Here is a 24,422-nt window from a genome sequence, read left to right as displayed (position 1 = left end):
CCTGACCGGCATCACCGCCGCCGTCGTCGGCGTCATCGCCAACCTCGGCCTCTACTTCACCGTCCACACCCTGTTCGCCGACAGCCGCACGGTCACCGGCGGGCCGCTGCGCCTGGAACTGCCGGAGCTGGCCACGGTGCGGTGGATACCTCTGGGCATCGCCGTCATCGCCGGTGTGCTGATCTTCCGGTTCAAGTGGTCCGTCCTGCGTGTACTCGGGGTCAGCGCCCTCCTGGGTCTCGCCGCCGGGCTGGCCGGCCTACCCGTCACCTGACCAGCAGGGCAGCACGAAAACAGGTATGGCTGATCGCGTCCCACGCGGCGCTTGTCGCGACGGGTGACAGGCGCGCCAGTGGGCCGACGGTGATGCGAGGCGTATCAGCACCGCTGGAGCGGCGCGGGCGATCCCGCCTGGCACGCCTGCCAGTGGCCGGCCGAGGCCGGATGGTGCGGGAGCCTCGGTCGGCTGCGGCGTGCGCGGGCGGGAAGTGGTGAACAGGGATGCCGAACGTTGATGTTGATCTTTTCGAGCTGGATGCGGTCACGATCCGCAGAGGCGGCAGGCTGATCCTCGCGGACTTGTCCATGCGGATCGGGGCCGGCCGGTGCACGGCGATCGTCGGGCCGAGCGGCGCGGGTAAGAGCACTCTGCTGCGTACGCTGATCCGCCTGGAAGAGCCCGACATCGGCAACATCCGCCTCCGCGGCGTACCGCTGCGAGAGGTCGACGTGCTGTCGTTGCGCCGACGAGTCCAACTGGTGTCGCAGCAGCCCGTGGTGCTCACCACGACCGTGCTCGACGAACTGCGCGCGGGCGTGCCCGCCCTGCCGGAGGCAGCCGCCAGGCGCCTGCTGGACCAGGTCGCACTGCCAGCCGAGGTCTACCTGCGGCGGGCGACCAGCGGCCTGTCCGGTGGCGAAGCCCAGCGGCTGTGTCTTGCCCGCGCCCTCGCGCTGGAGCCGCAGGCGCTGCTGCTGGACGAGCCGACCTCCGCACTCGACGCCACCGCGACCGCCGCCATCGTCCGGGCAGTTCACGGCGTCGTCGCAGCGGGCCACACCGTCGTGCTGGTCAGCCACGACCAGGCCGTCCGCGACGCCCTGGCCAGCTCCCAGATCCCGCTGGAACCAAGGGCCGCGACCGGCGTCGCTGCCGCTGTCCCCGAGATGATCGGCGACCTGCCGTGACGGAGACGATGGTGCCGAGTTGGGGCGCGGTCGCCGGCTCACTGGTCCTGGTCGCCCTAGTGGTCGTGCTCGCCCAGCGGGAGAAGCTGCGACTGTCCCGCGACCTCCTGGTCGCCTCGCTGCGCGCCGGGGTGCAACTCGTCGCGGTCGGCGCGGTCCTGCTGCTGGTGTTCGCCCACACCGGGTTACCCGGAGCGGTGGGTTGGATCGCCCTGATGGTGCTGCTCGCCGGTCAGGTGGCGGGACGCCGAGCCGCCGGTGTGCCCCGTTCCCGCTGGTACGCCACCACCGCCATCGCCGCCGCCAGCGGGATCACCCTCGGCGCGCTCATCGCCCTGCGCGCCATCCCGACCCAGCCACATGTCCTCGTCCCGATCGGCGGCATGATCGTCTCCGGCGCCATGCAAGCCGCCGGTGTCACGCTGCACCGGCTCGTCGGCGAGGCGGAAACCGGCCGTCCGCAGATCGAGACGCGGCTATCGCTGGGACAGCCCGCACGCCAGGCGTTCCTGCCTCACCTGCGCTCGTCGGTACGCACCGCGCTGCTACCCGCCATCGACTCGACCAAGGTCGTCGGGTTGATCAGCCTGCCCGGCGCGATGACCGGGCTCATCCTCGCCGGCGTCAGTCCGCTGACCGCGATCCGCTACCAGATCATCGTCATGTACATGCTGCTGGCCGCCACCACCCTCGCCGCGCTCATCGTGGCCCGGCTCGCCGAACGCGGCCTCTTCGACCGGGCCCACCGCCTCGTCACACCCCCGACGCCCGTTCCTCGACGACGGCACCCACTGACGACCTACCTGCGAGCTGGGACCAAACGACGGTGAGCACGCCCAGACGGATCACACCACCGGCAGCAGCCGGGCGGCATCGTGACCGGTGGAGCTGGCTGCACTGTCCTCCGGCCGAGGGATGTCACCGCAGAAAGCGGCGATCGTCGGGAACTAAGACAGCGGTGGAAGCGACTATTCCCGTACCCGCAGGGTGTGCAGCGGGCCGATCCGCCGCCACGGTGGGCACTACAGGAGAGGATCACAGATGGCGGCTGGAGTTCGTCGCGGCATCCTGATCAGCGCGACAGCCGGCACGCTGCTGCTCGCCGCGCCCGGCGCCGCGTTCGCGCACGGCATCGGCGGCAGCAGCGAGAGCGTTCCCGGGTTCGTCTGGCTCGGATTCACGCACATGCTGCTCGGCTGGGACCACCTGCTGTTCGTCGGCGGCATCCTCCTACTCGCCGGACAGGTACGGCGGGCGGCGAAGCTGATCTCCCTGTTCGCCCTCGGCCACTCGATCACCCTGTTCACCGCCACCGTCGCCGCCTGGCACGTCAACCCGACCCTGGTCGACGTCATCGTCGCGCTCAGCCTGGTGTTCGTCGGCGTCGTCGGGCTGATCGGCCGACCCAGCAACTGGACCTGGTTCGGGGCGAGCGTGTTCGGGTTCGGCCTCATCCACGGCCTCGGCCTGGCCACCCGCCTGCAAGACCTCGGGCTGCCCTCCGACGGGCTGATCCCCCGGGTACTGGCGTTCAACCTCGGCGTCGAACTCGGCCAACTCCTCGCCGTAGTGGCCATGTTCATGATCGGTGACGTGCTCCGGCACTACATCCCGAAACTGCGCCAGACCCGCCTGTCCCACGGCGCCCTGATCGCCGCCGGACTCATCGCCGCCCCGATCCTCCTGATCACCGCTGGCGGAGAGCCGCCGGCGCAGGCGGTGGGAAGCTGCCAGGTCCGCGAACGCACCGAGACCTACCCATTCGGCGAAGGACACCCGGACAAGGACTTCTTCGAACCCGGCGAACAGGTCCCCGGCAAGGCGTTCGGCCACGTCATCGGCGACGGCTACGTCATCGTCCACTACCAGCCCGACCTACCCGCCGACCAGCTCGCCCAGGTACGCGCGTTCGTCACCGACAGCACCAACGGCAAGGTCGTCGGCGGCCCGGCAACCGGACAGGCGGAGATGCTGAAAGCGGTCCACGCCTACAACACCATCACCTGCACCAGCCTCGACCTGCCGGCGTTGAAGCAGTTCACCACCGGCTGGTTCGCCGACCCCCGCTCCAAGCCGCCCTCCGACTGACTATTGACTCGCCGCCCTCGGCAGGAGCCGAGGGGGGACCACGGGGGCGGTGGCGTCAACCGCCGGTGCCCTCGGGTGCGCCGTCCGAGGTGAACGCCCCACTGCCCTGTTCAGTGCGTAGGTAGACGTGCTGGTGCCCGAGGCCGGCATCGACGTTGATCTGGTCGAGTTGGGTAGCGGCCACCGACCAGGTTGTCGCCGCGTCGGTGCGGACCCTGTCGGCCGTGGCTGTCAACGACAGTCGTTGCTCCGCCGGCAGCTGCTGCGCGGTCGCGAGGAGGTCGACCGCGACGTTGAACCCGTGCAGGGCACTGCGGAAAGCGCCGCGGGCGACATTGGTCGCGGTGGTGCCCGACGGGCTTTCGGCGTGCCGGTCGACCAGCTGCCGCACGGTCGTCCGCCACCGCTCGACCGTGGCCGCCTCCACAGGCTTCCGCTCATCAATCGTGGTGTCGAAGTCGGCGAGCAGCGGATCCAGAACCGCCTGCGACTGGCGGGCCAGCGCGGTCAGGTCGCCGATCTGCTGCAGGTCACGCCGTGCCTCTTCGGCGCGAAGGCCCTCGATCGCCCGGGTGGTGGCGTCGGGCCGGCCGACCAGGTAGCCGACCAGGCCACCGACCAACGCCGCCGCCAGGACACAGGCAACCATCACCAGGAGACGGTTGCGGCGCTCGCGGGACCGCTCAGCTTCACGAAGGTACGACGGCCTACCGGTCGTGCGCGACATCACCACTCCTCAACAGGTGGGATGATGGCACCGCCGATAGCCATCGATGCTGATGGCCGACGCTAGCGCGGAGGCGGCGCGGAAGGCAAGCACCATAGCCTGGTAGGCGTCCTTCAGCGGGGCAGGGTCACTGCCCGATCGGCTATGGAGACGCGCGGATGTGATTGCCTGGCCGCCCGGGTCGGTATCGCCATCCGGACAGCCGTACCGGGTCCCGTGACTCCGGCCGGTCCGGGCGGGCGAGCCGGTCAGACCGTTGCCGCTGGCTGTCCGGTGTGACCCGGCGAGTGCCGTCAGGACTTTCCGCGTTCGGCCCGGAGGTAGTGCAGCAGGGGGCGGCGGTCGCCGGTGTCCATGACCTGGAATCCCGACTGAGCGATGAGGTCGGCCAGTTGGTGAACAGGGTTGTGCTGCATGGCGTGGCCACCCAGCGCGCCGACGAGGTGACCGGCCACCCGGTTGCGGGGCGGACGGAAGTCGGCGATGAACAGTCGCCCATCGGGTCGCAGTACGCGGCGCATCTCGCGCAGGGCGGTGCCGCGAAGCTCAGGTCGCAGGTGGTGCATGGCAAAGCTGGAGATCACGAGGTCGACCGACGCTTCCGGCAGCGGAAGATTCTCGGCGGAAGCGAGGAGGAACGTGCAGCCCGGCGGTGCGGTGCGGTTGGCGTAGTCGATAACGGTCGCCGAGGCATCAATGCCGGTCGCCTGCCCGTCGGGCAGGATGGCCGGCACGACGCGGCGGGTGAAGTAGCCCGTGCCGCATCCGACGTCGAGGACCTGGTCGCCGGGCTTGGCGCCGCTGAGCCGGACGAGGCCGTCGAAGACCCGGCGGCGGCGTCCGGCGAACGCGATCGCGGCCGACACCTCGTAAAGACGCGCCCGACGGATCAGACCGCCGCTGCTGTCGTCGGCGTGCCCATTCCGGTCGCCGAGGATCCTGCTACCAATCCCATCATGCTCTCCTTCCCTCCCAGGATCTGAGAAACGCCATGGGCAACTGTCCAAGTCGTCGCCAGCGGGGGCGCTGATGACGGCGTTTACCGCAGGCCGGCCCTGCTGCGTTCGGGAAGCCGGCCTACGAGCAGATCCTTCAAGGCGGTGAGCCGGCTTGGTAGCTCGCCCGCCGAGTGCCAGTTGGTGCGTTCGAGAATGAAGCCGTGCGCGGCCATCGTGTCGGCGAGTACGGGCAGCGTCTCGATATCCCACACCAGTACAAGATCCTGGGCGGATTGTTCTACGGCTTGCAGGGCCGGCCGGATGCGATATGACAGAACGGTCCGCGCTGTGCCGGCCTGGCGTCGGGGCCGGGTCCTTCCGCTGGCCGCCGCCCGCATTCGCCGCGCCATCCAAAGCCGGTATCTGACCGGACCTTGAGGATCGCCCGAGGGCCAATCCAACCAGACGCAGCTGGCGTCCGCGCGGGCACGAATCGCGCCGATATCGTCATGGCGGATGACGTCAACCGCCCTCACCTCGTGGATCTGCCAGTCGTCGTGCGGGCGCAGACCTTCACGTCGGTGCACCCAGCCCAGAACGGCCGCACGGCGCATCTGTAAGATCTCCGTCCGCTCCAGCCGTTCCAGCACATCTGCCTCCGCCTGATCCCACCGGGCAGCATCTGGACGGAAGCTAAAAACCTCGAAATGTACGACCGACCCGCCTTCCTGCATCTGTCGAATGTCTCTGTGCAGGCCCTCGTAATAGCGGGCCTCGGCGACAGGGCTCACGCCGACCAGGGCGACCGACCGGCCAACTTCGGGACGCTTGTAGTGCAGCACCGCCGTCTGCATGTGCCGCGGGCGTTGAATCCGCAGGTACTCCACGTACCTCCTCCTAGGCTGCGTCGACACGTCCGCGAGCAGACTCGTGGGAAAGAGATTCGACTATCCCGAGGGTACGCGGGATCCGACCACGCAGCCGTGGTCCGACAGCCACGCGAGGCGACAGTATGCGCGACACCTGTTGGGAAGATCAGGGACGGGCACGAACAGAGAAGGGGGCTACCGAAGGCAGCCGCAGCGTCGACCAGCGCTCATCGCGCAGGCGCCGGGGGGCTCGCGAAGAGGGTGCTTGCGCCCATAACCGTTGTGGACGGACCGGGCATCGCCACGGTAGCGGCTCCTGGCGTAGACCTGCGCTGCGGATTGCGCGGGCGTCGCCTTTGATCCGTTGGTTGTCGGCAGTCAGCGCGGCGTCGTCGTCAGGGTCCGCGTGATGCCGCCGACGGCCCGCGATCGGTCCGCAGCGCCAAGAACCGGTAGTCGCGCCGGCCGGGCCGAAGGTCCCCCAAGCATGCGTTCTCGACGATCCGTTTGTGGCGTCCAGGGGTGGATCGCAGGCCGACACAATGAGCCCTCGTTCAGTCGTGCTCGGGTTCGCCGGTGCCCCTGTGCGCGGCAGCGTGCATGACCTCGGTCACCAATCGTCGTACGTGGCCGCCGCGGGCGGTGTAGAGGGCGCGGCGGCCGTCGCGGCGGATGGTGACCAGCCCGGCCAGGCGCAGCTTTGCCAGGTGCTGCGACACTGCCGGCCGAGCCGCCCCCACCGCCACGACCAGCGACGTCACGTCGTGCTCACCGTCGCTCAGCAGGCACATCAGCCGCAGCCGGGTGCCGTCGGCGAGCATTCGCAGCATGTCGGTGGCGGCCCCCACCTCGGTGTCGCCGGGTAGGCGTTGTTGCAGCTCACTGGCACCTACAACGTTGTCGCGTGCATACATGAGCACATATTATCCGGGAGTGGATCCGGCGGGAACGCCCGTGCCGTGCCGTGCCGTGCCGTACCTGAGGGAGCCTGAGCCTGTGCGCGACCAGCAGCACGACCACAGCCACGACCATGACGATCCGCGTCATGACGGCAAGACCGGTCACGGCCACGACGGGGCGCACGACCATGAGCACGAGCACGGCCATGACCATGACCATGGGCAGGGTCGCGGCTCGTGGTGGCACCGGCTCCGGCACCTGCTCGTACCGCACTCGCACGACTCCCAAGCGAAGGTCGATCCGGCGCTGGAGTCGTCCCGCGAGGGGCTGCGGGCGCTGTGGATCTCCCTGGTGGGCCTCGGCATCACCGCCGCCGCGCAGGCCGTCATCGTCGTGTTGTCCGGGTCGGTGGCCCTGCTCGGGGACACGCTGCACAACGTCGCCGACGCGCTGACCGCGGTACCGCTGGGGATCGCGTTCCTGCTCGGCCGCCGAGCGGCGACCCGCGCCTACACCTACGGGTTCGGCCGGGCCGAGGACCTCGCCGGCATCGTCATCGTCGTGGTGATCGCCGGTTCGGCGGTCGCCGCCGGCTGGACCGCGGTCACCCGGCTGCTGAATCCGGTCGAGATCACCCACCTGCCGTGGGTGTTCGCCGCCGGGGTCGTCGGCTTCGCCGGCAACGAACTCGTCGCTCGGTACCGCATCCGGGTCGGGCGGCGGATCGGCTCGGCCGCGCTGGTCGCCGACGGCCTGCACGCCCGCACCGACGGCTACACCTCTCTCGCGGTCGTCGCCGCAGCCGCCGGAGCGTGGGCCGGGTGGGGATGGGCGGACCCGGTGGTCGGTCTGGCCATCGCCATCGCGATCACGTTCGTGCTCAAGGACGCCGCGCGGGAGGTGTACCGGCGGTTGATGGACGCGGTCGACCCGGCCATCGTCGACCAGGCCGAGGCCGCGCTACGCGCCGTCGACGGTGTGCGGGACGTGACCGCGGTACGGCTGCGGTGGATCGGGCACCGGTTACACGCCGAGGCCGACCTCGTCGTCGACGCCGGGCTGAGCCTCGTCGCGGCCCACGAGATCACCGCCGACGCCGAGCACCAACTCACCCACGCCGTCCCCCGGCTGACCGCCGCCACCGTCCACGCCGACCCGGACACCCACCCGGGCGCGCACCACCACCCCGACCTGTCGCACCAGCGCCGCAACCGTCAGGAGCCACTTGGCGGCTAACCTGCGGTGACGGAACTGCCGGAAAGTGGTGATACGGCAATGGGTGCGCTGCACACCGACGGGCCGGCGCAGCCGCCGACACCCCGACGGGTACTCCGGACCGTGGCTGCGGTGATCGTTCCGATGCTGGTGGCGACCCTGGTGGCGCTGGTGGTGCTCTGGCCGAGGCAGCCCACCCCGACCGACCAGATCGGGGCCAACGACCGCCGGACGGGCACCGTCATGGCCGTGCAGCTACGTGGATGTGCGCCGGAAGAGATCATCGAGACCCCGACGCCTTGGTGCCGGGCCACAGCGTCGAGGTAGGCCTGTACCTCCGTTGCGCTGAACAGGTGCTCGTTCTCGCTGGTGACCGTGTAGCCGACCTCGCGCCGGGCATGGATGAATGCCGGATCCACCCCTGCGGCCTCGGCGACGGCGATCATCGCGGTCTTGCCCTCGTCCCAGTGCCGCTTGTCCCTCGGGGTCGGCTCGTCCGCGTCCGTGTCGAAAAACACCGGATCTTCCGGTCCCGGGTTCCGGCCGAACTTGACACTGACACCTTTGGCTATCCGTCCTGTAGGGGATCACGGCCGGGTTGCGGTGACCACGAACAGCAGCGGTCGCTGCCGGCCGGTGGTGACGTCGCGGAACCCGGCGGCTGCGACGGCGGCGCGGATCTCGTCGCTGCCGTCGTAGCGCATGGCGGGGCTGGTCACCGCGCCGAGCAGGTGCCTGGCCGGCCAGGCGCGCGGCGGCCGGAAGTCCGCTACCAGCAGCCGTCCGCCGGGGCGCAGCACGCGGTGCATCTCCCGGACGGCGTCGGCGCGCAGCTCGGGCGGGATGTGGTGGAAGGCCAGGCAGGACACGACCCGGTCGGCGGTGCTGTCGGCGACCGGCAGGCGTTCGCCGCCGGCCTCGGTGAACGTGCACGTCGGCGGGGCGAGGCGGCGGGCCACGGCGAGCATCTGCGGGGACGGGTCGACGCCGGTGACCGTACCTGTGGGCGTGACGGCGACGGCCGCCCGGCGGGTCAGGTAGCCGGTGCCGCAGCCTACGTCGATGACCCGGTCGCCCGGCTCGGCGCCGGACGCGCGGACCAGGGCGTCGTAGGTGTGGCGGCGGAACCCGCCGAAGGCCAGCATCGACACGATCTCGTAGCCACGGGCGTGGCGGATGACGCCGCCGTGGGCGCGGTGGCGGTCGGAGGAGTGTGGCATCAGGGGCCTCCTTCGGTGTGCGGTGTCCGGTCAGGTGATGTCGCGCCGCACGGTGGTGGCGACGCCGGCGACGACGAACGCCACGGCGTAGCCGGCGAGGGCGAGCCCGGCCTGCCACTGCGCCGGGCCGTCGGTCGCGGTGGGCAGCCGGTTCAACGCCGACCCGAGAGCGAACGGCAGCCACTGCTGCGCGTCGCCGACGAGCCGCGCCACCAGCCCTTCGACCAGGGCCAGCCACGCCAGGGAGGCGGCGATCGCACCGATCTGGTTGGTGATGAGCGCGCCGACGCCGACGCCGATCGCCGCGAACGCCGCGTTCCACGCCACCCCGCCGGCCACCGTCAACCACAGGTCGGCCGATCCGACGTCCAGCGACGAGCCGCGCCCGGTCAGCCAGATCGCCGCCACGGCGACGGCGACGAGCGCGGTGACGACGCCGAAGACCAGCCCCGCCACCGTGTGCACGACAAGCTTGGCACCGACTACCGGGGTACGCCGGGGCACGGTGAGGTAGGTGTCGGTGATCGTGCGGTGCCGGTACTCGCCGGCCATGGCCATGATGCCCAGCACCAGCGTGACCAGCGAGATCAGGCCGACGTGCGCGATCGCGGCCTGCTGCACCCCGGGTGAGCCGACGTCGTCGCGGGAGCGCATCACCCCGCTGACCCCGACCACGACGAGCAGCTGCGCGGCGGCCAGCAGCAGCCACACGCTGCGCGTGCTGCGCAGCCGCAGCAGTTCCGCACCGAGGAGCGCGGTCACGGTCGGCTCCCTTCGAGACGAGGCTCGGACGTCAGCCGCAGGAACGCGCTCTCCAGCCCGCCCGTTCCGGGCCCGGTCAACTCGTCCAGGGTGCCGGCGAACCGGACGGTCCCGGCGTGCAGCACGACCACCCGGTCCACGGTCTGCGCCACCTCGGCCAGCACGTGACTGGAGACGATCACCGTCCGGCCCTGGTCCGCCAGGTCCCGCAGCAGCCCCCGCAACCACGCCATCCCGGCCGGGTCCAGCCCGTTGGCCGGCTCGTCGAGGATCAGGACCTGCGGGTCGCCGAGCAGCGCCGCGGCCAGCCCCAGCCGCTGGCGCATGCCGAGCGAGTAGCCGCCGACCCGGCGGTGCGCGTCGGCGGCCAGACCGACGTCGTCGAGGACCTGGCCCACCCGCGCGACCGGAAGCGCGGCGAGCCGCGCCGTGATCGTCAGGTGGTCGCGGGCGGTGCGGCCGGGGTGGAACCCGGTCGCTTCGAGCAGCGCGCCGACCACCCGCCGGGGATGCCGCAGGTCGGCATAGCGGACGCCGTTGATCAGCGCTTCGCCGGCGGTCGGGCGCACCAGTCCCAGCAGGATGCGTAGGACTGTGGTCTTGCCGGCGCCGTTCGGCCCCAGGAACCCGGTCACGCCGGGCGAGGCGGTGAAGCCGGCGTCGCGTACCGCGGTCACCGGGCCGAACCGTTTCGTCAGGCCGGTGATGGACAGGTCGGTCATCGTCCCCGCTCCCGTTCGGATTGAGGACCCCACTCTCACCTGCGCCGGCCCGGGATGTCGTCGCCCTGCCGCGGCATCCTCGGCGTACCGCGTCCGCGGTATCCGCAGAATTCGCCGCGGGGACGACGCGGCCACCCGGCGCGGCTCGTACGGTGGTCGACGTGCACGTCATCGGCCACCTGCGGTACGCCGTCCGGGAGTACCGGCATGTCGCGGACCTCACGATCGGGCTGGTGATCCTCGCCGTAACCCTGGTCACCACGAGCGTTCCCGGACCGCTTCCCGACGGTGTCTCCCTGCTGGCGGCCGTACTCGCCTGCGGTGCACTGGTGCTGCGGCGCCGGTGGCCGTACGCCGTCCTCGGGGTCGCGACGATCACCGCCGAGGTGTACTTCGCCCACAACCACGGCCTCGGTGGCACCCTGCTGCTGGCCGCGCCGCTGTTCGCCCTCTACACCGTCGCTGAGCATTCCGACCGGCGCCGTGCACTGCTGGTCAGCGGCCTGGTCGTCGTCGCGGTCGGTGTCGCGCACACCTTCGGCGGACCGTCGCGCCGGCTCGGTCCGGAGAACCTGGCGCTGGCCGCGCTCGGCGCGGTCGCCGTGGCCGCCGGCACGGCCGCCCGGCACCGTCGGGCATACCTCGCGGAGGTGCTCCGCCGAGCGGAGGACGCCGAGCGCGACCGGGACGCCGAGACCCGGCGCCGCCTCACCGAGGAGCGCCTGCGGATCGCCCGCGACCTGCACGACAGCGTCGGGCACCACCTCGCCCTGATCAACGTCCAGGCGGGCGTCACCGGCCACCTCCTGACCGGCGAGTCCGTCCAGGTCCGTGACACGCTCGCCCAGATCCGGCGGAGCAGTCGTGCCGCCCTGGACGAACTCCGCGACTCCGTCGGTCTGCTCCGGCAGCCCGATGACGAGACCGCGCCCCGGGAGCCGACCGTCGGCCTCGCCGCCCTCGACGACCTGCTGGCGGCTTACCGCCGCAACGGCCTGCGCATCACCGCCCACGTCGACGAACCACCCGCGGCGCTCGCCTGGGCCGCCGACCACACCGCCTACCGCGTCGTCCAGGAGGCACTCACCAACGTGTGCAAGCACGCCGGGCCGGTCGACGTCGCCCTGACCGTGCGCCACGAGACGGACGCCGTCACCGTCACGGTCGACAACGACGGGCCACCCGCCGAATCGGTCGCCGCCGAACCGGCGCACGGCATCGTCGGCATGCGCGAACGCGTCACCGCCGTCGGCGGCTCCCTGCGCGCCGGGCCACGCCCGAACGGCGGATGGCGGGTCACCGCCGTCATCCCGGTGACGCCATGACCGGCACCGGACCGATCCGCGTGCTCGTCGCCGACGACCAGCCGCTGCTGCGGGCCAGCTTCGCCAGCCTCATCAACTCCGCACCCGACCTGCACGTCGTCGGCGAGGCGGCCAACGGGCACGACGCCGTCGACAACGCTCGCAGCACCGGCGCCGACGTCGTACTCATGGACATCCGCATGCCCGGCCTCGACGGTCTCGCCGCCACCCGCCGCATCACCACCGATGTCGACCTCACGCACGTGCGGATCCTCATCCTCACCACGTTCGAGATCGACGAGTACGTCTTCGAAGCGCTGCGCAGCGGCGCCAGCGGCTTCCTCGGCAAGAGCGCCGAACCCGCCACGCTGCTCGACGCGATCCGTGTCGTGCACGGCGGCGACGCCCTGCTCACCCCCGCCGCCACCCGTAGTCTCATCAGCCGCTACCTGGCCCGCCCCGACCACGGACTCGACGCGACACCGGCCCGGCTCGGCTGCCTCACCGACCGGGAACGCGACATCCTCGCACTCGTCGCCACCGGACTGTCCAACGACGACATCGCCGGGCACCTCACGCTCAGCCCGCACACCGTCAAGACCCACATCAACCGCACCATGACGAAACTGGGCGCACACGACCGCGCCCAGCTCGTCGTCATCGCCTACGAGACCGGCCTGGTCCGCCCGCCGCCCACCTGACCACCGGCGGCGTCACAGCCCCGTGTACCAGCGCAGGCCCCGCCGAGGATGTCCACCGCAACCAACCCTGATTGGCATTGAGGTCCAGCCGGCAGGAGAGCCGAGTGGAGCTACCAGCGACGCGACTCCGGGTGGGCCAGCCGGGGTCGGGGTGACGGGCGCGGCGCGGCGGCGACGACCATGGCGGCCTCGTCCTCGGCCCGAATCTCCACCAGCAACTCCACCTCGGCCGTTATCCGGGCGGTGAGCCGGCAAGCCGGGCGGCGCCCGACACCGACCATGATCTGGCCGCATCTTTGTAGACCTTAAGCGCCTCGCGAGCCCAGATCGGCTAGCTTGTCGACAGGTTACGAACGTCTTGTCACTGGGATCGGGGGTCGTTGAACCAGCCGGTGGAGAACTGCCGCAGGGCGGCCAGATCGAACGTCGTACAGGTCAGCGTCTCGAAGGCGTGGACCGCTTTGAGCTGCTGCTCTTGTGCCGGCGCGGGCCCGCCGACGATGCGGGTGCCCTCCGGGCTGGTGACGTACGTCCGCAGTTGGTCGAGCTGCCCGGCCGGCAGCGACGGCGGATACTACACGATGACGTAGCCGTCACCGAGGATGTGCCCGAAGTCGTCCTCCGGGGTGGCTTCGCCAGGCTCGAAGAAGTCCTTGTCCGGATGGCCTCCCCCGGTGCCGGTGAACCGCTCGGTACGCGGACCGACGGTGCACGTACCGACCGCCGTGGTGGCGGGGGCGTTCATGCCGGTCACCTCCAGCACTGCCAGCACCCCGGTCGCGAGCACACCGACGACCGCCAGCGCGGCGAAGGCGTGCCGCCGCGCGGCCGGCCACGTCACCAACCGCGTGAACGCCTTGCCGATGAGCACCATGACAACGATGCCGAGCAGCTGCCCGATCTCGATGCCGACATTGAACGCGATGACCCGGGCGAGCAGCCCGTCCTCGGGCAGGCCGAGGTCCTCCAGGCGGGTGGACAGGCCGACACCGGGGATCAGGCCGAATGCCAGGACGCCGAGCCCGAACAACCGCCACTTGTCGCGGTGACCGAACCAGCCCACCGCGCCGACGAACACCAACCTGGCTCGACAGCAGCTACGTGTTCATCCGCCCCGACGGCAGACCAATGCACCCCGGCTACGCCACACTGCACTTCACCCGCCTGGTCAAGCGAGCCGACGTCCCGCCGATCCGGCTGCACGACCTCCGCCACGGCGCCGCCTCGCTCGCCCACGAAGCCGGTGCCGATCTGAAGACCGTGCAAGATCTACTCGGTCACGCCAGCATCATCACCACCGCCGACACCTACGTCAGCGTCCTACCGTTCGCCCAGCGTAGATGCGCTGACGCCACCGCCCGACTCGTCCTCGCCGCAGCCCGACGTACCCGCGACAAGATCAGGAAGCGGGCCCGACGCAACCGGCCCCAACAACGCCCAAACAACAAGCGACACCCCGCCAAGAAGCGGTAGCCCCACCACAAAACAGCAGTTCAGCCTGCATACGCTCGAAAGATGATTACAGAGAGTGATGGCACCCACATGACACCCAGACGACACCCACCGACGACTTGGGACGATCAACAAAAACGCCTGGCCGCGTTTCCGCAGGCCAGACGCCTTTTGATCTTGCGCGCCCGAAGGGATTCGAACCCCTAACCTTCTGATCCGTAGTCAGATGCTCTATCCGTTGAGCTACGGGCGCAGTTGCCGGGCCAGTCTACACACCAACCTCAGCGCGGAGACTCCGGGATTCGAACCCGGGAGGGGCTTTAAGACCCCAACCGCATTAGCAGTGCGGCGCCATAGACCAGACTAGGCGAAGTCTCCCTGTGGTCCCACCAGACCACGTCGGTCGAGGATACAGGGCAGCGACCCGGCGGGGCAAAGCGACTTCCCGGGCAGACCCTGACCCGCCCGGGCCAGCCCCGCCAGGCCGCGCGCGGCCGGCGGCACGACCTCCGCCGATTCCTGTTCGGTGCCGATCCGCCACCGAGACTAGGCTCACGTGATATGGAGGAGCAGTCGCCCACCGAGCCGCCCCGCCGCCGCCCGGAGCCGAAGTCGACGCGCCGCTCCGGCCCGACCAAGGCCGCCTTCGCCTCCGCCCCGGACCCTGAGACGGAGACGGCCGACCAGTCCCCGGCTCCGCCCCGCCCGCGCGCCCGTAAGACCCCTCCGACGGTGCTCTTCCAGCCACCGGCCGAACCGGAGCCACTGCCACCCGGGCGGCCTCCCGCCCGCACCGCGCAGTCGTCCGGAGCAGTCACCCGACCGGATCCCGCCACGCCACCGTCGGCCACGGGGCGGGCCGACCGGGTTCCGCCGACCGTGGCGACGCCGACCCGCCCACAGACCGCCGACACCGCCCCCTCGGCCGACGCTCCGGCTCCGGCTCCGGCTCCGGCTCCGGCTCCGGCTCCGGCTCCGGCTCCGGCTCCGGCTCCGGCTCCGGCTCCGGCTCCGGCTCCGGCAGGAGGATCCGACGAGGTGACCACAGATGGAACGGCCGTCCCGGCAATCGATCCGGCCAGCCCCACTGGCAGGGAGCCGGGCGCCGACACCGCCACGCAGAGCGTGACCGGGAAGGGGGCCGGGTCCAAGGTCACCGCCAAGAAGGCCGGACCGGCGAAGAAGACGGCCGCCGCCAGGAAAGCGACCACCGCCAAGAAAGCGACCACCGCGAAGAAGACCACCGCCAAGAAAACCACCACCGCGAAGAAGACCACCGCCACCGAGAAGGCCACCGCCAAGAGGAGCACCGCGAAGAAGGTGGCTGGGGCTACGGCGGCCGAGTCGGCCAGGACGGACTCCGGCGAAGAGACGGCGGTACCGTCCGCCGCCGCCGGCGCTCGGGAAGCCGGAGCCGATGCTGCGGCGAGCGGCACGCCGAGCGGACCCACCGGCATCGGTACGCCGTACCCGGTCGGCACGCCCAACGGCAGTGGCTCGGCGGATCGAGCGGCTTCGGGGCGTACTCCTGGGCCGCAGGCGCAACTATCGACGGTCCGGCAGATTCTCGACCACCCCGGCTACACACCCGAACTGCTCGCCCTGGCTGCGGTACGCGGGCTCGGCCCGGAGGCTGGAGCCTGGGCGGCCTGGGTCCGGGCCGCCTACCCCGGTGCCAGCGCCGAGGGTCTGGTCCGGTTGGCCACCCGGCGGTACGTCCGGCTCGCCGCTGCCGGTGGGGCCCTGTCCACGGCGACCGGGATGCTCGCCCCGCTCACCGAGTTCGCCGCCGTCGCCTGGGCGCAGGCCGGCCTGGTGCTGCACCTGGCGGCCGCGTACGACCATGATCCGACCCGGCCGGAGCGGGCCGCCGACCTGCTGGTGCTGACCCGGGTCCACCCGGACGTGGCAAGTGCCCGGGCCGCGCTGGCCGCCGCCGAGGCGGCGATCGCCGGCCGGCGGGGAGACCCGGGACCGGCCGCCGACGACGGTTCGACGGAGGACGTCGACGCGGAACCGGGCCGGCTGGCCGAGGCGGGCTGGCGGCTGGGTGCGCCGATCGTCGCCCGGACCGCGAACTGGCTGGCCCTGCGGCTGGCCGTACGGCGACTGCCTGGCGCGATGACGCTGGCCGCCGCGATGCTGAGTTCCGCCAACACCGAACGGCTCGCCGCCCGGACGGTGGAGTACTACCGCTCGGGAGCCGGCTGGCCGAACACTGCCGGACGTCCGGCGGTGACCGTCCCCGGCGAGTCACCCGGCTACAACCAGTCGAACCATTCCGGGGGCAGCAGCGCGTAGCCGACGAAGGCGACCACGTCCAGCAGGGTGTGCGCCACCACCAGCGGCAGCACCCGCCTGGTACGCAGGAAGAACAGCGCGAACACCACGCCCATGACCGCGTTGCCGACGAACGCGCCGAAACCCTGGTAGAGGTGGTACGAGCCGCGCAGCAGGGCACTGGCGGCGATGACGGCGCCAATCCGCCACCCCAGCTCCCGCAGCCGGGTCATCAGGTAGCCGACCACGACGACCTCTTCGAGGATCGCGTTCTGGGCGGCCGAGAGGACCAGCACCGGGACCGCCCACCACAGGTCGGGCAGGCTCGCCGGGACGACGTTGGCGTTGATGCCGAGGTGCGCGGCGATCCAGAAGAGGCCGAGCCCGGGCAGACCGATCGCGGCGGCCAGCGCCGCGCCCCAGGCCAGGTCCCGGCCGGGCCGCCGGCCGTCCAGGCCGAGCACCTCCCGGGCACCGCCCCGACCCTGGTCGGGCAGGGCGTCCCGGGCGAGCAGCCCGTCGCGGTCCAGGGTCCGGTCCCGGTTCATCAGGTGTACGGCGAGCAGCACCGGCACGAGGGCGAAGAAGATCCCGAGGAGTTGGTACGTGAGGTCGAGCCAGGGCCGCGCCGACTGTGAGGCGTTCAGCGTGGCGGTCTGCTGGGACAGCGGCCGATCGGCGGTGAGCCGGGCGATGATGGTGACCGCCGAGTAGACCGCGGACTGTCCCAGGGACAACCCGAGTACCAGGAGCACCTCGGTGCCCAACACACGGCGGGACAGCGGGCGGGCGAGATCAACCGTCACCCGACAACTGTGCCCGATCGCGCCGCCCGGCGGGGGCGTCCACACGGTGTCCCTGACCCGACCGCCCGGCGGAGTCGAGCGCCCCGCCCGTGTCGCCCCGCCCGCGTCGCGGCGGCCGGCACCTCGCCACCGCCCTCGTCCCGGCCGTACGCATCCGGGCGGCAGCACACTTCGGGCCGGTGCGCAGCCGTTCCGGCTCCGGCGGAAGTCGGTTCTCCGACAAGGGGCGATTGACCTTCAATCGCACATTCTGTGCGACCAAGACTGACTCACGGTATTCATTCTTATCCGCGCAGTGGCCCCGACCGAGAAGGTGTCATGGACAACCTCGCACAGCTGTTGAAGGAGAGCTGGACCCTCGTCGAAGATCGGCGGGACAAGGTCGCGGGATACTTCTACGCCCGGATGTTCCTGTCCGATCCCGCACTGCGCACATTGTTTCCGGTGCAGATGGACAGCCAGCGGGACCGGCTGCTGGAGGCGATCGTGACCGCCGTCCAGACCATCGACGACCCCGAGAACTTCGACGAGTACCTCCGCTCGCTCGGCCGCGACCACCGAAAATACCACGTCAGGCCGGAGCACTACGACCTCATGGGCACCGCGCTGCTGGCCGCGCTGCCCGAGGTCGCGGGCGAGCACTGGACCCTCGAGTACGACCAGGCGTGGCGGGACGCGTACCGGGTGATCGCCGAGCGCATGCAGGCCGGCGCGGCCGACGATCCGAACCCGCCGTTCTGGCACGCGGAGGTGATCGGCCACGAACGCCGGGGCAGCGACATCGCCGTACTGACCTGCCGTCCCCTCCAGCACCACCTGCCCTACCGGGCCGGCCAGTACGTCAGCGTCGAGGTGCCGCGCTACCAGCCCCGCCTCTGGCGGACGTACTCGATCGCCAACGCCCCGCGTGCGGACAACACGCTCGACTTCCACGTCCGGGCGGTCGGTGCCGGATGGGTCTCCAGCGCCCTCGTCCGCCGGGTCAAGGTCGGTGACCTGCTGCGGGTGGCCGCCCCGATGGGCGCGATGACGCTGGACCGGTCCTCCACCCGGGACGTGCTCTGCGTGGCCGGCGGCGTCGGGCTCGCCCCGATCAAGGCGCTCGCCGAGGAACTGGCCGGATACAACCGCACCCGCTGGATGCACGTCTTCGCCGGCGCGGCCGGGCGCGACGACCTGTACGGGCTGACCGAGCTCCAGGCCCTCGCCGGCCGGCACCCGTGGCTGTCGGTCATCCCGGTGTGCAGCGCGGATCCCGGCTTCGACGGCGAGCGTGGCGAGATCACCGACGTCTTCGCCCGGTACGGCCCGTGGACCACCCACGACTGCTACGTCTCCGGATCCGCCGCCCTGGTCCGCTCCGCGCTCCGCACGCTCGCCGCCGACGACGTGCCCCCGGAGAACATCCGGTACGACGCCTTCGGCGAACTCTAGACACCCTCCCTCTCCCCCAAAGCCGGGTCTCCGTGTCCTACCCGTAGGGCACGGAGACCCGGCTCCCGTCTCGGGGGTCGGCCGCCCGCGCTCAGTAGCGCCAGGGGTTGCCGGTGTCCCGGTACTCCTCGATCGGCACCAGTGGGACCTCCGGGTCCATCCGGTCGACGTAGAGCCGGCCCTCCAGGTGGTCGATCTCGTGCGCGACCAGTCGGGCCATGGCGAGTTCGAACGACGTGATCATGCGCTTGCCGTCCCAACGCGCGTGCTCGACGTCGAGCCGCAGCGGCCGGGCGACCAGGCCACGGAGGTCGAACAGGGAGAGGCAACCCTCGTACTGCTCGTCGGTCTCCAGGGCGGCGTCGACCACCCGGGGGTTGAGCAGTACGACCGGTTCGGCGTCCCGGTCCGGCGGGCGTACCACGGCGGCGGCCCAGGGCAGCCCGATCTGCGGCGCGGCGAGCCCGACCCCCTTGCTGAACGGGTGCAGCTCGTCGAGACGTTCCAGGGCGGCCCGGAGCCGGGCCACCACGTCGCGGGCGTTGGCGTCGTCCCGGGGCAGGTCGAAGTGCCGGGCCGGCTGGCGGAGCAGGTCCGCGCCGAGCTGCACGATGCCGGCGGCCCGCATCCGGTCACTGGCCCGGCCCTCCGCCGATTCCGGCGGCGCAGCGGCGGCGGGTGCGGCCGGCTGGGCCCGGTAGCGCCACTCCAGCCGGTACCGGGCGTTCAGCGGCGGGTCGTCGGTCGACCACTCGAAGAGCGCCCGGCCGCCCTCGTCGTGCCGGACCAGTGGCGTACGCAGCGGCCCCTCCTCGGCCGACAGCGACGTCTCCACGCCCCAGACCTGCGGCTCGAGGTCGAGCGGCAGGTCGAGCCGGAGCGCGAGCCGGCGGGTGGGCAACCGTACGGCGCGCTGGAACCACTGGCCCCACTTGTCCTGGTTGACCCGGTAGGAGTATTCGGTGGTGATTCGCTCGCCCGGATACAGCGGGAACCGGCCGTCGCCGTTCTCGAAGAGCAGCCACACCTCCTTGAAGGCGTCCCGGTCGTGCTTCTTGCGCCACTCCATCGGCTCGCGGTTGCCCTGGTCGTCGCAGAACGCCTGGAGGTCCAGCTCGGCGAAGGTCAGCGGGTTCTCCCGGTGGTGCCGGTTGGACCGGGCCGGGTCGTTCGGATAGCGATCCACGGCGATCCGCACCAGGTAGCGGGTGACCGGCTCCGTTCCGGCGTTGTAGAGCGCCCGCCGGATCACGCAGCGGTACGCGCCCTCGTGGTAGGCGAGCGTGGCGGTCTCCTGCTCCACGATCAGTCCGGTGCCGGGCGGCATCCACTGCTCGGGTACGGGCGGATCGCGGTGCGCGACGGCACTGGAGCGGGCCTGCCGCAGTTCGTCGTACTCCTGGAAGCGCTGCCAGATCGCTCCGGCGGCGCCGAGTACGGCCTCCGCGCGCCGGGCGAAGTCCTCGGTCGGCCGGTGCCGCCGACCCTCGACATGGCTGACGTAGGAAGGGTCGAACCCCATCCGGGCCGCGAGCTGTTTCTTGGTCATGCCCCGCTCGACCCGCCGGCGGGAAAGCTCGGCCGCGAACGAGTCGGCAGCCCGCTCGATTGGCGTGGTCATCAGGTTCCTCTGGCCGGGAATCTCAGTTTGCTGGCCGAGCCGGCCAGTCTGACAGAACTGGCGCGTTAACGACAATGGCTTGACATTTCGGCCTCCGTGGATGATCCTCCACCGCCCAACCTCGCATCCCCAGTCAGATCCGCGACGTGTCGGGGGAAACATCACGGGAAGACACCCCGATACCCCCAACTCTGGTTAGCCTTGCCTTAGTAGGCTAGGGTGACGTTCGGTTGTCAGACGTGGGGGGTTGATCCAGGTGGCATCGAGGCAGACCAGTCCGGCTGCGGCCGTCGTGCCGGGCATCTGCCCGTCCACCGGAGCGCCGCGAAACGGCGACCCAGCGTGACCATCCTGATCGGCGACCGGGCCGCCGCACCACTGGCCCCGGTGACCGCCACGCTGCGCGCCGCCTTCGGCACCGACGAGCTGCCCGGCCTCGCGACCGGCCTGCTGGTCTCGGACGAGACCGGCTGGGCCCCGGCCACCGAGCTGGTCGACGGGACCCGGCTGCCCGAACTGCTGGCCGTCACCCGGCACCGCTGGGGCGCCACCTCACACGCCGCCGCCGCACTGGCCTGGAAGTCCTACACCTACTGGCTGCTGCTGCCCGTGGTGCTCGGCTGGGCCTCCGCGCGCCGGGTGCCGCTACTGCGCCCGGACGACGTACTGGTCAGGTTCGAGGACCACCGGCCGCTGCTCACGCTCGGCATGCGCCGCTCCACCGAGATCGCCGTACTTCCCTCGGACCCACTGGCCCTCTCCGGCCTGCCCGAGGTGCGGGTCGTACTGGGCGAGGCCGAGCTGCTCGCCGCGCTGCGCGCGTCGCTGCTCGACGCGCACCTGACCCCGATGCTCGACTCGCTGCACCAGCAGGTCCGGGTCGGCGCCCGTACGCTGCTCGGCTCGGTCGCCTCTGGCGTCGCGCACGGGGTGCTGCGGGCCGCCGACGCGTTGCCCGGCGGCTCCGCCGAGACGATCGGTGCACTGCTCGACACCCTGGGCGTGGCGGACCTGGTCGACCTGGTGCCCGGCCCGACCGGCGAACTGACCGTCCAGCGCAAGACCTGTTGCCTGGCCTTCACCCTGCCGCAACCCAAGGTCTGCGCCGGCTGCTGCATCCGCACCTCCTGAGCCTCCGTCCGCGGTCGAACCGGCTCCGCCAGCGCGGCGACCCCGGGGCGTCACCGTCGGCTGGCGGAGCGTGGCGAGCCGACCAAGGGATCGACACTGGACTGTTATCGCCCCGACATGCCGGGCGTACCTCCTCGGGCTATGTTCGAGAGGTCTGTAACGAAACGCCCCCGAACTGGTCACAACCGATGCCTGAAGTCACGAGTTCGGCTCGCACGAGTGCCCCAATTTTCCTACGGTCGTCGTAGATGGTTCACTCTGTCGGTCCAGTGCAGGTCGAGTCAGAGCGTGAGGGATCTACGCATGGCAGAAATAACTGGAGATCAGCGTATTCAGGAAGAGGTGCTCGAGGGCCTGGCCACAGCCGTCAACCACCGACGCTGGTTCGTCGAGCTGGCCCTCCCCTACCTTGGCAACAATCCGATCGAGATCGGTAGTGGCCTGGGGGACTACGCCATCGAGTGGGCACCGTTCCTGGAGCGGTTCACCGCGACCGAGGCTGACCCGGACCGGCTGGTCGCGCTCAAGGAGCGCCTCGCCAGCGAGCCGACCATCGAGGTGCGGCAGATGCTGCTGCCCAACACGGAGCAGGGCGACTACAGCGCCGCCGTCTCCTACAACGTGTTGGAGCACATCGAGGACCACGTCGGGGCGCTGCGCAGCATGCGCAACCTGGTCCGGCCCGGCGGGGCGATCGTGCTGATCGTGCCGGCCTTCGAGTTCGCGATGAGCCCGGCCGACATCGCCACCGGGCACGTCCGGCGCTACACGAAGAAGACCATGCGGGCCGCGCTCGAAGAGGCGGGCCTGGAGGTCGAGACGCTGCACTACGCCAACGCGCTGGGGCTGCTCGGCTACTACATGGCGACCAGCGTGTTCCGGCTGATGCCCAAGGAAGGGCCGATGGTCAAGCTGTACGACACCCTCGTACTGCCGGTGACCAAGGCCGCGGAGCGGGTGGTCCGCCCGCCGTTCGGTCAGTCCGTCTTCGCGGTCGCCCGAGTGCCCGCCTGAAGCCACCACGGGCCACGGGCCGGCATCGGCTGCACCATCTACCGCCGGATGCCGGCCCCGCCGCCAGCCTCAGCCCTTGACCTCGTACGTCGGCCGGATCACCGCCCGGGCCAGGGTGTGGAAGGTCAGGTTGAACCCGACGTACGCCGGGCTCGCCTCCGGCGCGAGGTCGAGCTTCTCCACGTCGAGGGCGTGCACGGCGAAGACGTACCGGTGCGGGCGGTCCCCGGCCGGCGGCGCGGAGCCGCCGTACGTCTGCTCGCCGTAGTCGTTGCGCACGCTGAACGCGCCCGGGACACCGGCCGATGACGTCTGCCCGGCCCCCTGGGGCAGCTCGGTCACCTCGACGGGTACGTTGACCAGCACCCAGTGCCAGAACCCGCTGCCGGTGGGCGCGTCGGGGTCGTAGCAGGTGACCGTGAAGCTCTTGGTCTCGGCCGGGAAGCCCGTCCAGGCGAGCTGCGGCGAGAGGTTCGCGCCACCGACACTCGGGTGGGCGAACTCGGCGGCCATCGGCTCGCCGTTCTGGACGTCGTTACTGGTCAGCGTGAATGTCGGAACGGTCGGCAGCAGCTCGTACGGGTCGGGTGGAACGGGTCGGTCGAGAGTCATCGCGAAGTCCTTTCCGCACAGCGGGTGGCTCGGGCCGGAGAACCGGCGCTGTGCCCTTTCTACCCGTTCGACGGATAACCACCCGCGCGGACCTCGCGGTCTGCTCCGTACGGCCGCCACCCGTCCCTCCGGACGGCGGGTCAGGGTTCGGCGTCCTTCGGTACCGCGTCGGCGGCGATCCGCAGCTCGGCGGCGGTGACGCCGGGCGGCGGTACGGCCGCGCGGCGGTGGATCTCGACCACCAGCGGGCGGCGCGGCTCCTCGACCCGGGCCAGATAGCCGCGGGCCGCCGCCAGCGCCTCGCAGTGCAGGACTCCGCAGGTGCGGCAGATCCCCTCGGCGTCCGGAGCGTGGTCGGCGACGATCCGCCGGGCCACCAGGATGAGTCGGTTCCGCACCTGCACCGGGGTGAGCCGCAGCTCCATGGCGCCCTCGCTTCACTCCGTACGCCCACCCGGGCGTGACCGTCGCCAGCGGCCCCGTACCGCCGATTTCCGCAGAAGATTTACACACAGAATCACCGCGTGATTACTACGCGTAGAGCGTAGGGGAACGCACCGCGTAGCCGTCAACCGAGTGTGCGACATCTCCCAGGTACCGGAACAGACCCGCGTATCGAAGGCCCCCGTACCACATCCGACACATGATCAGGCCGTTATCCACAGATGGGCTCGTTATCCACAGTCGCAGTCCTGACGCTCGCTCGTCACGCTGCCGACGGACGAACATGGGATCCCTCCCCAGAGGTCCTGGGGAGGGACCAGGGCTCCGGGTCCGACGATCAGGGGCGGTGCCGGCCGGGGTGCCAGGGCAGTGCCACGCCATCGTTCTCCCGGCGGGGGACGATGTGGATGTGCAGGTGAAAGACGCTCTGCGTCGCCTCCCGGCCGGCAGAGGTGATCAGGTTGCAGGGATGCGGCGCTATCCCGGCCGCGGCCCGCATCGTCGCGGCGGTCACCTCCGTGTCCTCTAACGCATCCCGAACATGGCTCGTCGGGATGACGATCACGTGGCCGTCCACCACTGGGCTCCGGGGGACGATCGCGAGAGCGTCCGGCCACCGACGGACAACCGTTGCCGGCGCCCGGCCAGCGACGATCTCGCAGAACGAGCAGAGATCCATCAAGCCCTTCCAGGTACGTTGGCTGGCGTGGGTGCGGGGCTACCGGCGGCGCAGACCCGGCCGGGCGAGCGAGCTGCAGCCGTCCTACGACCACCCCGCCGAGCACTGGTCCCCGTCCGCACGATCAGCAAGCCGAGTGACCAAGGTGACCGAGAGGCCGGTCGGTATGTCGGGCACAGGATACTTCCGGGTCAGGTTCGGCTGGTTGACGGGCATGAATGGACTCAGACATGCAGGGTGGGCCGGTAGATGAGTTCTTGGGTGCGGCCGTCGAGCGTCCGGCTCTCGATCAGTTCGAGGTCGAAGTCGGCCGCA

Annotated in this window: 26 protein-coding genes, 2 tRNA genes and 1 pseudogene; 12 read left to right on the top strand and 17 right to left on the bottom strand. The window is 70.9% G+C overall.

All coding sequences use genetic code 11. The features are described 5' to 3' along the window. From AAH979_RS40335 to AAH979_RS40320, 4 genes and pseudogenes are all read left to right on the top strand, one after another. Positions 1 to 274: pseudogene (locus AAH979_RS40335) on the top strand (chromate transporter); the annotation flags it as partial. 311 nt (positions 275 to 585) lie between these two features. Then, positions 586 to 1,188, top strand: coding sequence for an ATP-binding cassette domain-containing protein (locus AAH979_RS40330; protein WP_346263393.1), 603 nt, complete (start codon positions 586 to 588; stop codon positions 1,186 to 1,188). Then, positions 1,185 to 2,018: an iron export ABC transporter permease subunit FetB gene (gene fetB / locus AAH979_RS40325; protein ID WP_346263389.1), complete on the top strand. Its 834-nt coding sequence runs from the start codon at positions 1,185 to 1,187 to the stop codon at positions 2,016 to 2,018. Before AAH979_RS40330 ends, fetB begins: the two co-directional genes overlap by 4 nt. Before the next feature lie 211 nt (positions 2,019 to 2,229). Continuing rightward, positions 2,230 to 3,276 (top strand): HupE/UreJ family protein, encoded by a 1,047-nt coding sequence (locus tag AAH979_RS40320; protein WP_346263388.1) that lies wholly within the window; start codon positions 2,230 to 2,232, stop codon positions 3,274 to 3,276. A 55-nt stretch (positions 3,277 to 3,331) separates the two neighbouring features. On the opposite strand, the gene AAH979_RS40315 is transcribed toward AAH979_RS40320, so the two are convergent. From AAH979_RS40315 to AAH979_RS40300, 4 genes are all read right to left on the bottom strand, one after another. Beyond that, positions 3,332 to 4,003 (bottom strand): hypothetical protein, encoded by a 672-nt coding sequence (locus AAH979_RS40315; protein ID WP_346263387.1) that lies wholly within the window; start codon positions 4,001 to 4,003, stop codon positions 3,332 to 3,334. A 293-nt stretch (positions 4,004 to 4,296) separates the two neighbouring features. Then, entirely contained in the window at positions 4,297 to 4,869 is a 573-nt protein-coding gene (locus tag AAH979_RS40310; protein ID WP_346263386.1) for a methyltransferase domain-containing protein, read from the bottom strand. Between the two features lie 173 nt (positions 4,870 to 5,042). Beyond that, complete coding sequence (locus AAH979_RS40305) at positions 5,043 to 5,828, bottom strand: hypothetical protein (protein WP_346263385.1); 786 nt, start codon at positions 5,826 to 5,828, stop codon at positions 5,043 to 5,045. 536 nt (positions 5,829 to 6,364) lie between these two features. Beyond that, positions 6,365 to 6,724 carry a metalloregulator ArsR/SmtB family transcription factor gene (locus AAH979_RS40300; RefSeq protein ID WP_346263384.1) on the bottom strand — a complete coding sequence of 120 codons (360 nt, stop codon included), beginning with the start codon at positions 6,722 to 6,724 and terminating at the stop codon, positions 6,365 to 6,367. An 82-nt stretch (positions 6,725 to 6,806) separates the two neighbouring features. Here AAH979_RS40300 and AAH979_RS40295 point away from each other — a divergent pair, with 82 nt between their 5' ends. Further along, positions 6,807 to 7,946, top strand: a complete 1,140-nt coding sequence (locus AAH979_RS40295) for a cation diffusion facilitator family transporter (RefSeq protein WP_346263383.1) — start codon at positions 6,807 to 6,809, stop codon at positions 7,944 to 7,946. Here the strand turns inward: AAH979_RS40295 and AAH979_RS40290 are convergent. From AAH979_RS40290 to AAH979_RS40275, 4 genes are all read right to left on the bottom strand, one after another. Then, complete coding sequence (locus AAH979_RS40290) at positions 7,943 to 8,443, bottom strand: hypothetical protein (RefSeq protein WP_346263382.1); 501 nt, start codon at positions 8,441 to 8,443, stop codon at positions 7,943 to 7,945. The two genes, AAH979_RS40295 and AAH979_RS40290, sit on opposite strands and share 4 nt — an antisense overlap. A 69-nt stretch (positions 8,444 to 8,512) precedes the next feature. Further along, positions 8,513 to 9,145 carry a methyltransferase domain-containing protein gene (locus AAH979_RS40285; RefSeq protein WP_346263381.1) on the bottom strand — a complete coding sequence of 211 codons (633 nt, stop codon included), beginning with the start codon at positions 9,143 to 9,145 and terminating at the stop codon, positions 8,513 to 8,515. Positions 9,146 to 9,175: 30 nt separating this feature from the next. Then, positions 9,176 to 9,907, bottom strand: coding sequence for an ABC transporter permease (locus tag AAH979_RS40280; protein ID WP_346263380.1), 732 nt, complete (start codon positions 9,905 to 9,907; stop codon positions 9,176 to 9,178). Next, positions 9,904 to 10,629 carry an ATP-binding cassette domain-containing protein gene (locus tag AAH979_RS40275; protein WP_346263379.1) on the bottom strand — a complete coding sequence of 242 codons (726 nt, stop codon included), beginning with the start codon at positions 10,627 to 10,629 and terminating at the stop codon, positions 9,904 to 9,906. The genes AAH979_RS40280 and AAH979_RS40275 overlap by 4 nt, the downstream gene beginning before the upstream one ends. Positions 10,630 to 10,790: 161 nt before the next feature. Between AAH979_RS40275 and AAH979_RS40270 the strand changes: the two genes are divergently transcribed. Continuing rightward, on the top strand, positions 10,791 to 11,954 hold the full coding sequence (locus tag AAH979_RS40270) for a histidine kinase (RefSeq protein WP_346263378.1): 1,164 nt from the start codon (positions 10,791 to 10,793) through the stop codon (positions 11,952 to 11,954). Beyond that, on the top strand, positions 11,951 to 12,634 hold the full coding sequence (locus tag AAH979_RS40265; protein ID WP_346263377.1) for a response regulator transcription factor: 684 nt from the start codon (positions 11,951 to 11,953) through the stop codon (positions 12,632 to 12,634). The genes AAH979_RS40270 and AAH979_RS40265 overlap by 4 nt, the downstream gene beginning before the upstream one ends. Before the next feature lie 110 nt (positions 12,635 to 12,744). Here AAH979_RS40265 and AAH979_RS40260 read toward each other — a convergent pair whose 3' ends face one another. Together AAH979_RS40260 and AAH979_RS40255 are read right to left on the bottom strand one after the other, a co-directional pair. Beyond that, entirely contained in the window at positions 12,745 to 12,915 is a 171-nt protein-coding gene (locus AAH979_RS40260; RefSeq protein WP_346263376.1) for a hypothetical protein, read from the bottom strand. A 293-nt stretch (positions 12,916 to 13,208) separates the two neighbouring features. Then, positions 13,209 to 13,712 (bottom strand): HupE/UreJ family protein, encoded by a 504-nt coding sequence (locus AAH979_RS40255; RefSeq protein WP_346263392.1) that lies wholly within the window; start codon positions 13,710 to 13,712, stop codon positions 13,209 to 13,211. Positions 13,713 to 13,735: 23 nt separating this feature from the next. Between AAH979_RS40255 and AAH979_RS40250 the strand changes: the two genes are divergently transcribed. After that, positions 13,736 to 14,107 carry a tyrosine-type recombinase/integrase gene (locus AAH979_RS40250; protein ID WP_346263375.1) on the top strand — a complete coding sequence of 124 codons (372 nt, stop codon included), beginning with the start codon at positions 13,736 to 13,738 and terminating at the stop codon, positions 14,105 to 14,107. 159 nt (positions 14,108 to 14,266) lie between these two features. Here AAH979_RS40250 and AAH979_RS40245 read toward each other — a convergent pair. Next, a tRNA-Arg gene (locus AAH979_RS40245) sits at positions 14,267 to 14,339 on the bottom strand. A 34-nt stretch (positions 14,340 to 14,373) separates the two neighbouring features. Continuing rightward, positions 14,374 to 14,464: transfer RNA gene (locus tag AAH979_RS40240), tRNA-Ser, on the bottom strand. Positions 14,465 to 15,124: 660 nt separating this feature from the next. On the opposite strand from AAH979_RS40240, the gene AAH979_RS40235 reads away from it, so the two are divergent. Continuing rightward, complete coding sequence (locus AAH979_RS40235; protein ID WP_346263374.1) at positions 15,125 to 16,387, top strand: hypothetical protein; 1,263 nt, start codon at positions 15,125 to 15,127, stop codon at positions 16,385 to 16,387. Here AAH979_RS40235 and AAH979_RS40230 read toward each other — a convergent pair. Then, the gene (locus tag AAH979_RS40230; RefSeq protein WP_346263373.1) at positions 16,348 to 17,172 is read right to left on the bottom strand and encodes a CPBP family intramembrane glutamic endopeptidase; all 825 of its coding nucleotides are present in this window, start codon (positions 17,170 to 17,172) and stop codon (positions 16,348 to 16,350) included. The two genes, AAH979_RS40235 and AAH979_RS40230, sit on opposite strands and share 40 nt — an antisense overlap. Before the next feature lie 318 nt (positions 17,173 to 17,490). On the opposite strand from AAH979_RS40230, the gene AAH979_RS40225 reads away from it, so the two are divergent. Continuing rightward, entirely contained in the window at positions 17,491 to 18,606 is a 1,116-nt protein-coding gene (locus tag AAH979_RS40225) for a globin domain-containing protein (protein ID WP_346263372.1), read from the top strand. Between the two features lie 91 nt (positions 18,607 to 18,697). Here the strand turns inward: AAH979_RS40225 and AAH979_RS40220 are convergent, their stop codons facing one another. Further along, positions 18,698 to 20,230, bottom strand: coding sequence for a peptide deformylase (locus AAH979_RS40220; RefSeq protein ID WP_346263391.1), 1,533 nt, complete (start codon positions 20,228 to 20,230; stop codon positions 18,698 to 18,700). 348 nt (positions 20,231 to 20,578) lie between these two features. Between AAH979_RS40220 and AAH979_RS40215 the strand changes: the two genes are divergently transcribed. Both AAH979_RS40215 and AAH979_RS40210 read left to right on the top strand, forming a co-directional pair. After that, the gene (locus AAH979_RS40215) at positions 20,579 to 21,358 is read left to right on the top strand and encodes an IucA/IucC family C-terminal-domain containing protein (RefSeq protein ID WP_346263390.1); all 780 of its coding nucleotides are present in this window, start codon (positions 20,579 to 20,581) and stop codon (positions 21,356 to 21,358) included. Positions 21,359 to 21,661: 303 nt separating this feature from the next. Then, on the top strand, positions 21,662 to 22,372 hold the full coding sequence (locus tag AAH979_RS40210; protein WP_346263371.1) for a class I SAM-dependent methyltransferase: 711 nt from the start codon (positions 21,662 to 21,664) through the stop codon (positions 22,370 to 22,372). 69 nt (positions 22,373 to 22,441) lie between these two features. Here the strand turns inward: AAH979_RS40210 and AAH979_RS40205 are convergent, their stop codons facing one another. The 3 genes from AAH979_RS40205 to AAH979_RS40195 form a co-directional block, all read right to left on the bottom strand. Further along, positions 22,442 to 22,984, bottom strand: coding sequence for a YbhB/YbcL family Raf kinase inhibitor-like protein (locus tag AAH979_RS40205; protein WP_346263370.1), 543 nt, complete (start codon positions 22,982 to 22,984; stop codon positions 22,442 to 22,444). A gap of 140 nt (positions 22,985 to 23,124) precedes the next feature. Then, the gene (locus AAH979_RS40200; RefSeq protein WP_346263369.1) at positions 23,125 to 23,409 is read right to left on the bottom strand and encodes a hypothetical protein; all 285 of its coding nucleotides are present in this window, start codon (positions 23,407 to 23,409) and stop codon (positions 23,125 to 23,127) included. 356 nt (positions 23,410 to 23,765) lie between these two features. Further along, positions 23,766 to 24,107 (bottom strand): HIT domain-containing protein, encoded by a 342-nt coding sequence (locus AAH979_RS40195; protein WP_346263368.1) that lies wholly within the window; start codon positions 24,105 to 24,107, stop codon positions 23,766 to 23,768. Positions 24,108 to 24,422: the final 315 nt, after the last annotated feature.

This window comes from Plantactinospora sp. ZYX-F-223, assembly GCF_039649625.1.
In the GTDB taxonomy this organism is placed as follows: domain Bacteria; phylum Actinomycetota; class Actinomycetes; order Mycobacteriales; family Micromonosporaceae; genus Plantactinospora.
Note: the sequence above shows the minus strand (reverse complement) of the source record. Positions and strands in the feature narration are given on the sequence as shown.